At 63.7% G+C, this 14,149-nt stretch carries 13 protein-coding genes; 8 read left to right on the top strand and 5 right to left on the bottom strand.

The genetic code is table 11. The annotated features are described in order from the left end of the window. Positions 1-45 precede the first annotated feature (45 nt). Positions 46-1,965, bottom strand: a complete 1,920-nt coding sequence (locus tag DCO48_RS03290; RefSeq protein WP_116549184.1) for a methyl-accepting chemotaxis protein — start codon at positions 1,963-1,965, stop codon at positions 46-48. Between the two features lie 198 nt (positions 1,966-2,163). Continuing rightward, positions 2,164-3,051 (bottom strand): neutral zinc metallopeptidase, encoded by an 888-nt coding sequence (locus DCO48_RS03285; RefSeq protein WP_116549183.1) that lies wholly within the window; start codon positions 3,049-3,051, stop codon positions 2,164-2,166. A gap of 200 nt (positions 3,052-3,251) precedes the next feature. On the opposite strand from DCO48_RS03285, the gene pcaH reads away from it, so the two are divergent. The 4 genes from pcaH (at position 3,252) to DCO48_RS03265 (ending at position 6,771) form a co-directional block, all read left to right on the top strand. Further along, positions 3,252-3,971 carry a protocatechuate 3,4-dioxygenase subunit beta gene (pcaH, locus tag DCO48_RS03280; protein WP_116549182.1) on the top strand — a complete coding sequence of 240 codons (720 nt, stop codon included), beginning with the start codon at positions 3,252-3,254 and terminating at the stop codon, positions 3,969-3,971. Positions 3,972-3,982: 11 nt separating this feature from the next. Continuing rightward, entirely contained in the window at positions 3,983-4,588 is a 606-nt protein-coding gene (gene pcaG, locus DCO48_RS03275) for a protocatechuate 3,4-dioxygenase subunit alpha (RefSeq protein ID WP_116549181.1), read from the top strand. A 178-nt stretch (positions 4,589-4,766) separates the two neighbouring features. Next, entirely contained in the window at positions 4,767-5,435 is a 669-nt protein-coding gene (locus DCO48_RS03270) for a TetR family transcriptional regulator (protein ID WP_116549180.1), read from the top strand. Between the two features lie 190 nt (positions 5,436-5,625). Next, on the top strand, positions 5,626-6,771 hold the full coding sequence (locus DCO48_RS03265; RefSeq protein ID WP_256583956.1) for an alkaline phosphatase family protein: 1,146 nt from the start codon (positions 5,626-5,628) through the stop codon (positions 6,769-6,771). 72 nt (positions 6,772-6,843) lie between these two features. Here the strand turns inward: DCO48_RS03265 and trmA are convergent, their stop codons facing one another. After that, entirely contained in the window at positions 6,844-7,929 is a 1,086-nt protein-coding gene (trmA, locus tag DCO48_RS03260) for a tRNA (uridine(54)-C5)-methyltransferase TrmA (RefSeq protein WP_116549178.1), read from the bottom strand. Continuing rightward, positions 7,926-9,221 carry an NCS2 family permease gene (locus DCO48_RS03255; protein ID WP_116549177.1) on the bottom strand — a complete coding sequence of 432 codons (1,296 nt, stop codon included), beginning with the start codon at positions 9,219-9,221 and terminating at the stop codon, positions 7,926-7,928. Before DCO48_RS03255 ends, trmA begins: the two co-directional genes overlap by 4 nt. A 229-nt stretch (positions 9,222-9,450) precedes the next feature. On the opposite strand from DCO48_RS03255, the gene DCO48_RS03250 reads away from it, so the two are divergent. From DCO48_RS03250 to DCO48_RS03235, 4 genes are all read left to right on the top strand, one after another. Continuing rightward, the gene (locus DCO48_RS03250; RefSeq protein ID WP_256583955.1) at positions 9,451-9,936 is read left to right on the top strand and encodes an N-acetyltransferase; all 486 of its coding nucleotides are present in this window, start codon (positions 9,451-9,453) and stop codon (positions 9,934-9,936) included. 292 nt (positions 9,937-10,228) lie between these two features. Further along, the gene (locus tag DCO48_RS03245; protein ID WP_116549176.1) at positions 10,229-11,662 is read left to right on the top strand and encodes a cytochrome ubiquinol oxidase subunit I; all 1,434 of its coding nucleotides are present in this window, start codon (positions 10,229-10,231) and stop codon (positions 11,660-11,662) included. A 3-nt stretch (positions 11,663-11,665) separates the two neighbouring features. After that, positions 11,666-12,673, top strand: a complete 1,008-nt coding sequence (cydB, locus tag DCO48_RS03240; protein WP_116549175.1) for a cytochrome d ubiquinol oxidase subunit II — start codon at positions 11,666-11,668, stop codon at positions 12,671-12,673. Positions 12,674-12,685: 12 nt separating this feature from the next. After that, a complete protein-coding gene (locus tag DCO48_RS03235; protein ID WP_116549174.1) occupies positions 12,686-12,841 on the top strand; it encodes a DUF2474 domain-containing protein in 156 nt (51 codons plus the stop codon). 105 nt (positions 12,842-12,946) lie between these two features. Here the strand turns inward: DCO48_RS03235 and DCO48_RS03230 are convergent, their stop codons facing one another. Further along, entirely contained in the window at positions 12,947-14,071 is a 1,125-nt protein-coding gene (locus DCO48_RS03230) for a methyltransferase (protein WP_116549173.1), read from the bottom strand. Between the last annotated feature and the right edge of the window lie 78 nt (positions 14,072-14,149).

Genomic DNA, 14,149 nt, shown 5'->3' with positions numbered 1-14,149 from the left:
GACAAGGCCAGCTCCTTGGAGGAGCCGGCCTTGCCGGCGACCGGGTTAGACGCGGAAGTGGCTGACCATCATCTGCAACTGGTTACCCAACCGCGCCAGCTCGACACTCGACGCGGCCGTCTCGTCGCTCGCCGCCGCCGTCTGCTCCGACACATCGCGCACATTGACGATGCTGCGGCTGATCTGCTCGGCCACCGCGCTCTGCTGTTCCGCCGCTGCCGCAATCTGCTGGTTCATCGACTGGATGTTCGACACCACCCGGGTGATGTTCTCCAGCGAAGCGCCGGCCTTGCGCGTCAGCTCGACGCTGCTGTCGGTCAGCGCACGGCTGCCGAGCATGACGTTGGCCACCTGCTGAGTGCCGCTCTGCAAGCCCGCCACCAGTTCTTCGATCTCTTCGGTGGACTTCTGCGTGCGCTGCGCCAGCCCGCGAACCTCGTCGGCCACCACGGCGAAACCACGCCCGGCTTCACCGGCCCGTGCCGCCTCGATGGCTGCGTTCAAGGCCAGCAGGTTGGTCTGCTCGGCCACCGACTTGATCACGTCCATGACGCTGCCGATCTTCTGGCTTTCCTGTTGCAGCTGGCCCATGGCCTCGGTGGAACGGTTGACCTCGATGGCCAGACGCTCGATCTGCGCAATCGCTTCGGCCACCACCTGGTCGCCGGCACGCGCCTGGCTGTCGGCGTCGGTTGCGGCTTCGGACGCGTGCTCGGCATTGCGCGCCACTTCCTGCACGGTCGCGGCCATTTCATGCATCGCGGTCGCCACCTGATCGGTCTCGATCTTCTGGCTGTTGACCCCGGCGCTGGTTTCCTCGGTAACCGCCGACAGTTCTTCGGCCGCGCTGGCAATCTGCGTGACGCCATCGCGAATGCCGCTGATCAGCTCGCGCAGGGTGCTGCCCATGCGTTGGATGCCCTGTTGCAGCACACCCATTTCGTCGCGACGGGTCACCCGCAGCTCGTGGGTCAGGTCGCCAGCAGCGATCTTCTCGACCACCGCCATGGTTTCGCGCAGCGGGCGGGTGATCTGACGGGTGATAATCACGGCGGCCAGCACGCCAACCAGCAGTGCCAGCAGGGTGCTGATGGTTTGCAGGGTACGGGCCTGAGCGCTTTCGTTGTCGCGACGCTCCAGCTGGATCTGGTACAGCTGGTCGCTGCGCTTGACGATGTCGGCACCTTGCACGGTCATTTCGGCCCGGGCCACGGCGATGTCGGCAGTGGCGTCCTTGAACTGGCGCACGGCGTCACGGTAGGCCAGCACGGCCTCTTCGAACTGCTTGATACGCGGCGCCTCACTCGGCAGGTGTTCGGCCAAGGTGCGGATGTCGGCCAGGGCGTTGTCCAGCTGGCGCAGCGCGGCCTGTTCGGTTTGCGCGCTGATGTCGGCGATGTAGCCGCGCACTTCCAGGCGCACCATCAGCAGTTGCTCTTTGGCGCCGGTGGCGGCCTTGTATTGCTCCAGGCGCCGTGCGTCGTCTTCCGGCAGGGCCAGGACGTCGCGGTTGATCGCTTCGATCAGTTCGATGGCGCGGCTGGCAGCGACGTTCATCGCTTCGCGAGCGGCGAGGGTGGTGCGGTAGCCGGTGCGCATCTTGCTCAGCGAAACCTGGTACTCGCCGATGGTCTTGCCCTGCTCCTGGAGCAGCTTGACGTTCTCCGGGCTCTTGAAGCTCTTGACCAGTTTCTGCTGCTGTTCGCTGAAGGCGTTGAGCTTGACCTGGACATTGCCGGCGCTGGCGTCGTCACCATTGGTCAGCATGTATTGCAGGCGCGCCACGCGCAGGTTGGTCAGGTCGCTGTTGAGCTGGGTGATGTCGCTCATCCAGTTGCTGCGGTCGATCAGGCTGCCCAGGCTGGTCCAGCCAGTCAGGGCCAGCAGGCCGGTCAATACCAGTACCAGGCCGAAGCCCAGGCCCAGTTTCAAGTTCACGCTGAGGTTCGCAAACCAGCTATTCATGTATCCCTCCAGGAAGTTTGTGCTCTCTTGATCGTAGGTCGCTGGAAGGTTCTTTTTGTTGGAGGCCAGCCTTCTTCAGCAGCAGTTATCGGCGGCTCGGCGCAGAGCTGAAACGCTTTTTCAGCAATTCCGACAAAAACGATCAACAACGTGTGGCGCGAGCCGCAACCTAGACGGTTGCGGCTCGGGAGAAGGGATTTACAGATTTTTTGCGCCGAAGGTGTCGCACTGGTTGATCTGGCCGTCGGCGAAGCCGGTCTTGAACCAGCGCACGCGCTGCGCCGAGGTGCCGTGGGTGAACGAATCCGGCACCACGCGGCCCTGACCCTGCTGCTGCAAGCGGTCGTCGCCGATAGCGTTGGCGGCGTTCAGCGCCTCCTCGACATCGCCGGCTTCCAGCCAATTGTGGCGTTGCTGCGCCTGATAGGCCCAGACCCCGGCCAGGCAGTCGGCCTGCAACTCCTGGCGGACCAGCAAGCCATTATCGCCTTCCATCTTCTGGCCGTTCTGCCGCGCGGCCTGGACCTTGGCCGAAACGCCGAGCAGGGTTTGCACGTGGTGGCCGATCTCATGCGCGATCACGTAGGCCTGGGCGAAGTCGCCGGCGGCGGCGAAGCGTTGCTCCATTTCCTTGAAGAAGCCCATGTCGAGGTACACGCGCTGGTCGGCCGGGCAATAGAACGGGCCGGTGGCCGAAGTGGCGTAACCGCAGGCTGAGCTGACCTGGCCGCTGAACAGGATCAGGGTCGGGTCCTTATAGGTTTTGCCGGCCTGGGCGAAGATCGCCTGCCAGGTGTCTTCGGTGTCGCCGAGGATGCTGCGCACGAACTCCGCCTGCTGGTCGTTGGCCGGTGGCGCGGTGCGGGTTTGCGGGCTGAGCGGGGCGCTTTGCTGGCCCATCTGCCCAGCCAACTGGCCGAGGATCTGCATCGGGTCCTGGCCAGTGAGCAGGCCAATCCCGACAATCAGCACCACTGCACCCAGGGTCAGGCCCTTGCCGCCGCCAAAACGCATGCCACCGCCGCCGGGACTGTCGCCACGGGCGTCGACCACGTTGTCGCTGCGCCTGCCTTTTCGCCATTGCATGGAAATTCTCCTGGGCTTTCGTTGGTGAAGATAAAGGTTAGTCGACGGCGATTATCCGCGTCGGCTTGTACGCTATCCATAACCATCTGGATATGAATGGCAGCGTTCTTTTCAGTATTCGCCGCGACCGGGCTGTTGGACACTCAGCCACCCGCCCGGTTTGCCCGGGCGCTTCCAACATCCAATAAGAGGAGAACGGCATGCCTGCAACAGACAGCAGTCGTTTCGCGATTCGTGATCGGAACTGGCATCCGCAAGCCTTCACCCCGGCCTACAAGACCTCCATTGCCCGCTCGCCGCGCCAGGCGCTGGTGAGCATCCCGCAGTCGATCAGCGAAAGCAGCGGCCCGGACTTTTCCCACCTGAAGTTCGGCCAGCACGACCATGACCTGCTGCTCAACTTCAATAACGGTGGCTTGCCGATCGGCGAGCGCATCATTGTCGCCGGGCGGGTCTGCGACCAGTATGGCAAGCCGGTCCCGCATACGCTGGTGGAGATCTGGCAGGCCAACGCCGGTGGCCGCTACCGGCACAAGCACGACCGTTACCTGGCACCGCTTGACCCGAACTTCGGCGGCGTGGGCCGGGCCTTGACCGACAGTGACGGCTATTACCGCTTCCGTACCATCAAGCCGGGCCCGTACCCCTGGCGCAATGGCCCGAACGACTGGCGGCCGGCGCATATCCACGTGTCGGTGAGCGGTCCGTCGATTGCCACGCGGCTGATTACCCAGTTGTATTTCGAGGGCGACCCGCTGATTCCGTTGTGCCCGATCGTCAAGTCGATTGCCAACCCCGAGGCAGTACAGCGCCTGATCGCGCGGCTCGACCTGAGTAACGGCAACCCGATGGATTGCCTGGCTTATCGCTTCGACATCGTCTTGCGCGGCCAGCGCAAGACTCACTTCGAACACTGCTGAGGAGCGTTCAGATGCCTATCGAACTGTTGCCGGAAACCCCTTCGCAGACGGCCGGCCCGTATGTGCACATTGGCCTGGCGCTGGACGCGGCGGGCAACCCGAGCCGCGACCAGGAGATCTGGAACCAGATGGCCCGCAGCGATGCGCCGGGCGAGCACATCGTGCTGTTTGGCAATGTGTATGACGGCAATGGCCACCTGGTGCGCGATTCGTTCCTGGAGTTCTGGCAGGCCGATGCGGCCGGGCAGTACCACGACGATTACAACCAGGAGAAGCCGTTCAACAGCTTCGGACGCACCGCGACCACCTTCGATGCCGGGGAGTGGACGTTGCACACGGTGAAGCCCGGGGTGGTGAAGAATGCCGCCGGGGTGCCAATGGCGCCGCACATCAATGTGAGTCTGTTTGCCCGCGGGATCAACATTCATCTGCAGACGCGGATCTACTTCGATGACCAGGCCGAGGCGAACGGCCAGTGTCCGGTGCTGAACCTGATCGAGCAACCGCAACGGCGCGAGACGCTGGTGGCGAGGCGCTGTGAGCTGAACGGCAAGTTGGCGTACCGCTTCGATATCCGCATCCAGGGCGATGGGGAGACGGTGTTCTTCGACTTCTGAGTTCGCCCTCGCGGTCGGAGGACCTGCGCCAGGCATGCACCGTATCGCCTGCGCCTGCAACAACCCGGCGCCGCAGCGGCGGCCTGCAACGCGCTAAGTGCCTGTCGCCTGCAAGGCTTTCTTAAGTTGGACCCGGGGCCCATAATCGTCGCGTTAACCGATGGTCGTGAGTCCCGTAATGACGACAACTCCAGCGCTCAACGTGGCACCTGAAGCAATGCCGCGCAAGGGCCGCAAGAACAACCCGGAAAAGACCCGCGAGAGCATTCTGCAGGCGGCGATCAGCGAGTTCGTCCAGCAAGGGCTGGCGGGTGCCAGGGTGGACGCTATCGCCGAACGCACGCAGACCTCCAAGCGGATGATCTATTACTACTTCAACAGCAAGGAGCAGTTGTACGTCGAGGTGCTGGAAAAACTCTACGGCGATATCCGCAGCACTGAAAGCAGCCTGCAACTGGCCGAGCTGGCGCCGTGCGAGGGCATCCGCCGGCTGGTGGAATTCACGTTCGATCACCATGACCGCAACAGCGACTTCGTACGTATCGTGTGCAACGAGAACATGCTCTGCGGCGAGTATGTGAAACAGTCGTCGGCGATCCGCTCGATGAACAAGAGCGTGCTCGGTGCGCTGGGCGAAGTGCTTGAGCGTGGGGCGCAAGACGGGCTGTTCCGCCAGGGGCTGGACCCGCTGGATGTGCACCTGCTGATCAGCTCGTTCTGCTTCTACCGGGTGTCGAATCGGCACACCTTTGGCGAAATCTTCCAGGTCGAGTTCGACGATGCCGAGGTCAAGGCGCGGCATCGGCAGATGATTTGCGAATCGGTGTTGAAATACCTTCAGGCTTGACGGCCCTGTCGCGGGACGAATCGTCCCACGATGCGCTTCTCACTCCCCCCGCAGTTGCCATGCGCAATCGGCCGCTGCGCCCCACGTGCTGGCATTTCTGCTCGCTGATCGAACGGCCTGTGCTAAACCTTGTGATTTGCACCTGAGCATGGAGGGCAACATGGCTGCGCAGTTGAATGAGAGGCGTCTGATGGATGCGACCTGGCCGGGGCTGGCGAGCCTGACCCAGTCGATTTTTTCCGGCTTGGGCGGGCAGGGCTTTCGCAACGCATTTCACCTGGATCGTTCGGCCTCCACCTGCCTGCTGCTGCTCGACGGGCTGGGCTGGAACCTGTTGCAGGCGCATGCGCAGCACGCACCGTTTCTGGCTTCGCTGATGCAGCCCGACGGTCATTTCAAGGTCGGTTTCCCGGCCACCACGGCGTCGAGCCTGGCAGCCCTGAGCTCGGGAATGGGCAGTGGCGCGCACGGGATCGTCGGCTGCAGCTTTATGCTCGACGAGCACGTCGAGCTGTCGCCGCTGTCCTGGACCAGCACGTCGCTGCAGGCCGGCGTGGTGGCCCCGCCGGCGCCACCGCCGGAGTCGTTCATCGTGCCGCAGACGGCCTGGACCCAGGCCCGCGATCAGGGCATTGCGGTGAGCACGGTGATGCTCGGCCGCTATGCCGATTCAGCCTTCACCAAGGCGATCTACCGCTCGGCGCGGATCCTCGCGGCGCCGGCCTACGACGCTTACCCGGCGCTGGTGCAGGATGCCCTGGCGGTGGAAGGGCCGGCGTTCTGCTTTGCCTATTTTGACGACCTGGATTTTGCCGGGCATGTGTTCGGGCCGGGCTCGCCGGCCTGGCTCAAGCAGCTGGAAGTTGCCGACCAGTTGGCGCGCGCGATTGCCGAGCGGCTGCCGGAGTCGGCCACGCTGATGGCGATTGCCGATCACGGCATGGTCGATCTCGACCCGGCGCGGGTGCGCGATTTCGACAGTGAGCCGGCATTGCAGGAAGGTGTGTGGGCACTTACCGGGGATATTCGCGCGCGTTACCTGTACACCCGCATCGAGCAGCAGGACCGCGTGCATGAGCGCTGGCAGAACAGCCTGGGCGACGATTACCTGGTGTTGAGCAAGTCCCAGGCGATTGCCAGCGGCTTGTTCGGCGACGTGATGCTGAGCCAGGCCGAGGCGCGCATCGGTCAATTGATCGTGGTGCCGACCGGGCGTGGCGGGATTGTCCGAAGCGAGCTGGAGACGCATGCCAGCCAGTGGCGCGGACACCATGGCGCGTTGACCGATGAGGATCAGCTGGTGCCGTTGTTGATGTGTTCGGGCTTCAGCGCCTGATCCCGGGACGAGCCCGCTCCCACAGCAGGGCATGGCGCTGTTCTGTGGGCGCGGGCTCGTCCCGTGATAGCTTCACCGCCGCACCAGCAACACCCCACTCTCCATATGGTGGGTATACGGGAACTGGTCAAACAATGCACAGCGCTCGACCCGATGGGTGTCGTGCAACTGGGCGATGTTGGCTGCCAGGGTCTCCGGGTTGCAGGAGATGTACAGGATGTTGTCGAAGCGCCGGGTCAGCTCGCAGGTGTCCGGGTCCATGCCGGCCCGTGGCGGGTCGACGAACACGCTGCCGAATTGGTAGCTCTTCAGGTCGATCCCTTCCAGCCGGCGGAACGGCCGCACCTCGTTCAGTGCCTCGGTCAGCTCTTCGGCCGACAGGCGCACCAGCCGCACGTTATCCAGCGCATTGTCGTCGAGGTTGTGCAGTGCCGCGTTCACCGAGGTCTTGCTGATCTCGGTCGCCAGCACCTTGCGCACACGGGTCGCCAGCGGCAGGGTGAAGTTGCCGTTGCCGCAGTACAGCTCCAGCAGGTCGTCGTCACGCTGGCCGAGCGCCTCGTACGCCCAGTTCAGCATCTTCTGGTTCACCGTGCCGTTGGGCTGGGTGAAGGCGCCTTCCGGCTGGCGGTAGCGGAAGGTCCGCCCGGCGACTTGCAGTTCCTCGACCGCGTAATCGCGGCCGATCACCACACGCTTGCCTTTGGAGCGACCGATGATGCTCACGCCCAGGTCGCTGGCCAGTTGCTGCGCGGCCGCCTCCCAGTGCTCGTCCAGCGGCCGGTGGTAGCACAGGGTGATCATCGCGTCGCCGGCCAGGGTGGTGAGGAACTCCACCTGGAACAGCTTGAAGCTCAGCGCCGAACTCGCCATCCAGGCGGCCTTGAGCTTGGGCATCAGTTCATTGATGCGCAGGCTGGCAATCGGGAAGTCTTCGATGAGGATTGGCGTGTGTTTCTCGCCGGGGGCGAACATCGCGTAGAAGCGCTGCTCGTTCTCGCGCCACAGGCGGAACTCGGCGCGCAGGCGGTAGTGCTCGCGCGGCGAGTCGAACACCGCCGGCTCGGGCGCCGCGAACGGCGCCAGCAGCTCGCGCAGGCGCTGGACCTTGGCGTCCAGCTGCGCGCTGTAGGAGGAAGGATCGAGAACAGCACTCATGCGTTGAACCAGCCCAGTTTGACGACGAACAGGATCGACAGGATCACCAGCGCCATGTTCAGGTCGCGGCCACGTCCGGAGATCAGTTTGATCACCGTCCAGGAAATGAAGCCGAAGGCGATGCCGTTGGCAATCGAGTAGGTCAGCGGCATGGCCAGGGCGGTGATCACCACCGGCGCCGCTTCGGTGACGTCGTCCCAGTTTATTTCGGCCAGGCCCGAGGCCATCAACACGGCGACGAACAGCAGTGCCGGGGCGGTTGCGAAGGCGGGCACGCTACCGGCCAGCGGCGCGAAGAACAGCGCCAGGAGGAACAGGATGGCCACGACGATGGCGGTCAGCCCGGTACGTCCGCCGGCACTCACGCCGGCAGCCGACTCGATGTAGCTGGTGGTGGTCGAGGTGCCCAGCAGCGAACCGGCCATGGCCGCGGTGCTGTCGGCGATCAGCGCGCGGCCCATTTTCGGCATGTGGCCGTCTTTACCCATCAGGCCGGCGCGCTTGGCGACGCCGATCAGGGTGCCGGAGTTGTCGAACAGGTCGACGAACAGGAAGGCGAAGATCACGCTGACCAGACCGATGTCCAGCGCGCCCTTTATGTCCAGTTGCAGGAAGGTCGGGGCCAACGAAGGCGGCATCGACATGATCCCGCCGAACGTGGTCACGCCCAGGGCGATGGAGGCCACGGTGACGGCGAGGATTCCGATCAGCACGGCACCACGGACCTTCAGCGCTTCGAGCGCGACAATCAGGAAGAAGCCCAGGGTGGCGAGGATTGGCGCCGGTTGCTTGAGGTCGCCCAGGCCCACCAGGGTGGCCTTGTTATCGACGACGATGCCGGCGTTGTTCAGGGCAATCAGTGCCAGGAACAGGCCGATACCGGCGGCAATCGCCGAGCGCAACGGCAGCGGGATGCTGTTGACGATCCATTCGCGGATTTTGAAGATCGACAGCAGGAAGAACAGCACGGCGGAGATGAACACCGCACCCAGTGCCACCTGCCAGGTGTGGCCCATGTGCAGGACCACGGTGTAGGTGAAGAAGGCGTTCAGGCCCATGCCCGGCGCCAGGGCGATCGGGTAGTTGGCGATCAGGCCCATTACGGTCGAGCCAATGGCGGCGGCCAGGCAGGTGGCGACGAAGATCGCGCCCTTGTCCATGCCGGTTTCGCCGAGGATGCTCGGGTTGACGAACAGGATATAGGCCATGGCCAGGAAGGTCGTGACGCCCGCGAGAATCTCGGTGCGCACATTGGTGTTGTGTGCTCTTAGTTGAAACAGCCTTTCCAGCATGCCCGCTCCCCGTGGCGCGCGGTGGCGCCGTTGTTGTGTTCGACCCAATTAGCAAAGCACAGACCGTACCGGGCGGCTGTGGATTTTCCTTGGGCCGGAAAAAAGCCGCGCATCATATCAGCAAGGCTGCGGCTGGGTGTACGTTTACGCTCGATACCCGCCCGTTGGGCGCGGTGTGCCTGGCTTTTCTGAGAGACTCTGCGCTTCGCCTCCCGGCCCGAGAAGACTCATGGCTTTGTACCTGCTGAACTATAACGCGCTGACCCCTGCACAAATTGCACAGCTTAGGGGCATCACGCTGCCGCCTGCTCAGCAGCGTTACGCGGGCACCATCGACAGCGCGCTGCACACCCTGAACACGACGCAGTCGGCGGATATCTGCGGGCTGGCGCTGCTGGTGGACGCGACCCCGCAGGCCTTCATGTTGCTGCGCCGCGGTGCGCTCTTGCCGTACTGGGCCCGAACTGACGCAGCGATCATACAGGCGCTGCAGGTCGATGAGGCGCAGCAGCGGCGGGGGCTCGGGCGCTTCTTCCTGACAGCCTTGGCGGCCCATGTGCGGGAGATGTGGCCAGAGGTTCGCTGCTTGCAGCTGTCGGTGGCCGGGGAAAACCAGGCGGCCTTGAGTCTCTATCGACGCCAGGGCTGGGTCGACACCGGCCCCGGGTTTCGGGGGCAGGCCGGCTTCGAACGGCAGATGACCTTCGTGCTGTAAATGGCCGGCGCAGGCTATTCAGTCTTGGGAAAGAGGGACGGTAATGGGGCCGTGCGGCAATCGACCACACAACTGGTCGGGGCATTCAGGACTATTCTTTCAGTCAGCGGTTGATCTGGATCAATAGTTGTAATTGCAACTGTTCCATTTGCAACGGTTGGCCGGACGGCCGAATTCCCTGCGATTTGAAGTTTCAGAACAATTCCAACTTGCCGCACTCGCTCAACGTGGGGGCAGTTGGCGCCAAGGCCCGAGCCCTGACGCCGGATTACCACCTGACAGAGGAAGCACTATGTTCGGATTAGAGGCTCTAGATCTCGCCCGAATCCAGTTCGCGTTTACCGTGTCCTTTCACATCCTGTTCCCGGCCATCACCATTGGCCTGGCGAGTTACCTTGCGGTGCTCGAAGGCCTGTGGCTCAAAACCCATAACAGCGTCTACCGCGATCTCTACCATTTCTGGTCGAAGATCTTTGCGGTCAACTTCGGCATGGGCGTGGTATCCGGGCTGGTCATGGCCTACCAGTTTGGTACCAACTGGAGCAAGTTCTCCGATTTCGCCGGTTCGGTTACCGGGCCGTTGCTGACCTATGAAGTACTGACGGCGTTCTTCCTTGAGGCGGGCTTCCTCGGCGTCATGCTGTTTGGCTGGAACCGTGTCGGGCGCCGCCTGCACTTCTTCGCCACGGTCATGGTGGCGATCGGTACGCTGGTCTCGACCTTCTGGATCCTGGCCTCCAACAGCTGGATGCAGACCCCGCAAGGTTACGAAATCGTCGATGGCCGGGTGATCCCGGTGGACTGGTTCGCGGTGATCTTCAACCCGTCGTTCCCGTACCGCCTGGCGCATATGGCCACTGCCGCGTTCGTGGCCACCGCGTTCTTCGTCGGCGCTTCGGCGGCCTGGCACCTGCTGCGCGGGCGCGACAACCCGGCGATCCGCAAGATGCTCTCGATGGCCATGTGGATGGCCCTGATCGTCGCCCCGGTACAAGCGGTAATCGGCGACTTCCATGGGCTCAACACGCTCAAGCACCAGCCGGTGAAAATTGCCGCCATCGAAGGCCACTGGGAAAACGTCGGCGAGGAGCCGACCCCGCTGATCCTGTTTGGCATCCCCGACATGAAGAACGAAACCACCCACTTCAAACTGGAGATTCCGGCGCTGGGCAGCCTGATCCTGACCCACAGCCTGGACAAGCAGGTCCCGGCCATGAAGGATTTCCCGCCAGAAGACCGGCCTAACTCGACCATCGTCTTCTGGTCGTTCCGGGTCATGGTCGGCCTGGGCATGCTGATGATCGCGGTGGGTCTGTGGAGCGTCTGGCTGCGCAAGCGCGGCACGCTGTACAGCTCGCGGCCGTTCCTCTACCTGACCTTGTGGATGGGCCCATCCGGCCTGATTGCGATTCTCGCCGGCTGGTTCACCACCGAAATCGGCCGTCAACCGTGGGTGGTGTATGGCCTGATGCGTACCGCCGACGGTGTCTCGTCGCACAGCTACACGCAGCTGGGGCTGACCCTGGTGATGTTCGTGGTGGTGTACTTCGCGCTGTTTGGCGCGGGCCTTGGCTACATGATGCGCCTGGTGCGCAAAGGGCCGAAAACCGGCGAAGGCGAAGAAACCAACCCCGGTGGCCCAGGCCAGCAACGTACGCCTGCACGACCGCTGTCGGCTGCCGACGACCACGATGACCACGCCACTGGCCTGAGCAAAGGGAACTGAATCATGGGTATTGATCTTCCGCTGATCTGGGCCGTGATCATCATCTTCGGCATCATGATGTACGTAGTGATGGACGGCTTCGACCTTGGGATCGGCATCCTCTTTCCCTTCGTCAAGGGCGAGCAGGACCGCGATGTCATGATGAACACCGTCGCCCCGGTCTGGGACGGCAACGAGACCTGGCTGGTGCTGGGCGGGGCGGCGCTGTTCGGCGCCTTCCCGCTGGCCTACGCAGTGGTGCTCTCGGCGTTGTACCTGCCGCTGATGCTGATGCTGGTGGGGTTGATCTTCCGCGGTGTGGCCTTCGAGTTCCGCTTCAAGGCCACCGCGGCGAAGCGCCATCTCTGGGACAAGGCCTTCATTGGCGGCTCGCTGGCGGCGACGTTCTTCCAGGGCGTGGCGCTGGGCGCGTTCATCGAAGGTTTCAAGGTGGTCGACCGCAACTACGCCGGCGGTTCGCTGGACTGGCTGACCCCGTTCAGCCTGTTCTGCGGCCTCGGGTTGATCGTGGCGTATGCCTTGCTCGGCTGCACCTGGCTGATCATGAAAACCGAAGGCAAATTGCAGTTGCAGATGCACGACCTGGCGCGACCGCTGGCCTTTGTGCTGCTGGCCGTGACCGGTGTGGTGAGCCTGTGGACACCGCTGGCGCACCCGGAAATCGCCGAGCGCTGGTTCAGCCTGCCGAACCTGTTCTGGTTCATGCCGGTGCCGATCCTGGTGCTGGTGACCCTGTACGGGCTGCTCAAGGCGGTAGCACGCAACGCGCACTACACGCCGTTCCTGCTGACCCTGGTGTTGATCTTCCTCGGTTACAGCGGGCTGGGTATCAGCCTGTGGCCGAACATCATCCCGCCGTCGATCTCGATCTACGATGCTGCGGCACCGCCGCAGAGCCAGGGCTTCATGCTGGTTGGCACGCTGTTTATCATCCCGTTCATCCTCGGGTACACCTTCTGGAGCTACTACGTGTTCCGCGGCAAGGTGACCCACGAGGATGGCTATCACTAGGAGGACCTGGCAATGGCCGGCAAAGAGACCTTCGAGGAAGAGCAGAAGCCGCTGATCAAGCGTCTGGGCTGGCTGGTGCTGATCTGGACCGCCAGCGTCGCGACGCTGGCGATCGTGGCCTACCTGATGCGCCTGTTCATGAGTGCGGCGGGGTTGAGCACGCACTGACAAGGAGATTTCCCATCCCGCCTTGCGGCGGATTTTACAGCCCTTCGCAGCGTGAGCTGCGGAGGGTTTTTTTTGCCTTGTGGGGCCTGTCGCTGGCAATAACGCTTACTTGCGCGCCCGGAGCACCACGAATTTCGGCGTCGCCGCCACCTGCTCGACCCCGCGGAACAACCGCGCCAACTTGCTGTGATAGCCCAGGTGGCGGTTGCCGACGATGTACAGTGCGCCGCCGACCACCAGCGCTTCGCGCGCCTGCTGGAACATCCGCCAGGCCAGGAAATCGCCTACCACCTGCTGCTGGTGGAAGGGTGGATTGCACAGCACCACGTCCAGCGACTGTGGCGCCAGCCCGGCCAGGCCATCGCCGGCCTGCACCGTCACCGGCCGCTCGCCCAGCGCTGCACGCCAGTTTTCGGCCGCCGACTGCACCGCCATGTACGACTCGTCGAGCAGGCTGTAATGCGCGTCCGGATTGTCCAGCGCACTGGCAATCGCCAACACCCCATTCCCACAGCCGAGGTCGGCCACCCGTGCGTTGCCCAGGTTGCGTGGCAGGTGTGGGAGGAACGCCCGCGTGCCGATGTCCAGGCCTTCGCGGCAGAACACGTTGGCATGGTTGAGCAGCTCCAGTTTCGGCTTGTCCAGCTGATAACGGGTCGGGTAGGGTGACACGGCGGCCGGTCTGGCCTCGGCCGTGGCGATCAGCAAGCGGGCTTTTTTCTGTGCCAGCGACGCCTGTACCGGGCCGATGTACTTCTCCAGCAGGTCGCCCGCCGCCCGCGGCAGGTGCTTGATCATTGCCCCGGCAATTACCTGCGCGCCCGGTGCCAGTTGGCCCTGCAAGCGGATCAGTTGCTCTTCGAGCAGCGCCAGGGTTTTCGGCACACGTACCAGCACGCGCTCGAACGGTCCTTCCGGGGTTTCGCTGGCGGGCACGAACGGCACGGCGTCGAACGCCCGTCCATTGCGCCCAAGGTTCTTCTCCAGGCCCAGCCGCGCCAGGAACGAGTCGCCGCTGCTGAGCACGGCACAGTGTGTCTGCACGCTGATCGCCAGCGCGCCGAAGCTGTCGTTGAGCACCAGCACGCGGCTGCTCGCCGGCAGCTGTTGCTCGGCCAGATAGCCAAGCAGGTATTCGTCGGCGGCGTCGAAGGCTTGCAACGGGTCGTTGGCCTGATCGGGTTGGCGAATCAGGTCAAGCTCGGCGAAGGGGGAGTTCAGCAGGGGCATGGCGTATCGGGGCTCTGAGACTGGGCGTGCTGCGCGTGGCGCAGAACAAAGGCCGTGATTCTACCGTGCTTCGGGGGG

It is taken from the genome of Pseudomonas sp. SDI (assembly GCF_003105155.1).
Taxonomy (GTDB): Bacteria; Pseudomonadota; Gammaproteobacteria; order Pseudomonadales; family Pseudomonadaceae; genus Aquipseudomonas.
The sequence above is the reverse complement of the archived record's forward strand: the minus strand, read 5'-3'. Positions and strand labels throughout refer to the sequence as shown.

Bases quoted from the DNA above. Each gene is read 5' to 3' on its own strand.
- DCO48_RS03255 (WP_116549177.1), bottom strand. From the start codon at position 9,221: ATGCTGGAAAGGCTGTTTCAACTAAGAGCACACAACACCAATGTGCGC.
- trmA (WP_116549178.1), bottom strand. From the start codon at position 7,929: ATGAGTGCTGTTCTCGATCCTTCCTCCTACAGCGCGCAGCTGGACGCC.
- DCO48_RS03285 (WP_116549183.1), bottom strand. From the start codon at position 3,051: ATGCAATGGCGAAAAGGCAGGCGCAGCGACAACGTGGTCGACGCCCGT.
- DCO48_RS03230 (WP_116549173.1), bottom strand. From the start codon at position 14,071: ATGCCCCTGCTGAACTCCCCCTTCGCCGAGCTTGACCTGATTCGCCAA.
- pcaH (WP_116549182.1), top strand. From the start codon at position 3,252: ATGCCTGCAACAGACAGCAGTCGTTTCGCGATTCGTGATCGGAACTGG.
- DCO48_RS03265 (WP_256583956.1), top strand. From the start codon at position 5,626: ATGGATGCGACCTGGCCGGGGCTGGCGAGCCTGACCCAGTCGATTTTT.
- DCO48_RS03245 (WP_116549176.1), top strand. From the start codon at position 10,229: ATGTTCGGATTAGAGGCTCTAGATCTCGCCCGAATCCAGTTCGCGTTT.
- DCO48_RS03290 (WP_116549184.1), bottom strand. From the start codon at position 1,965: ATGAATAGCTGGTTTGCGAACCTCAGCGTGAACTTGAAACTGGGCCTG.
- pcaG (WP_116549181.1), top strand. From the start codon at position 3,983: ATGCCTATCGAACTGTTGCCGGAAACCCCTTCGCAGACGGCCGGCCCG.
- cydB (WP_116549175.1), top strand. From the start codon at position 11,666: ATGGGTATTGATCTTCCGCTGATCTGGGCCGTGATCATCATCTTCGGC.
- DCO48_RS03270 (WP_116549180.1), top strand. From the start codon at position 4,767: ATGACGACAACTCCAGCGCTCAACGTGGCACCTGAAGCAATGCCGCGC.
- DCO48_RS03250 (WP_256583955.1), top strand. From the start codon at position 9,451: ATGGCTTTGTACCTGCTGAACTATAACGCGCTGACCCCTGCACAAATT.
- DCO48_RS03235 (WP_116549174.1), top strand. From the start codon at position 12,686: ATGGCCGGCAAAGAGACCTTCGAGGAAGAGCAGAAGCCGCTGATCAAG.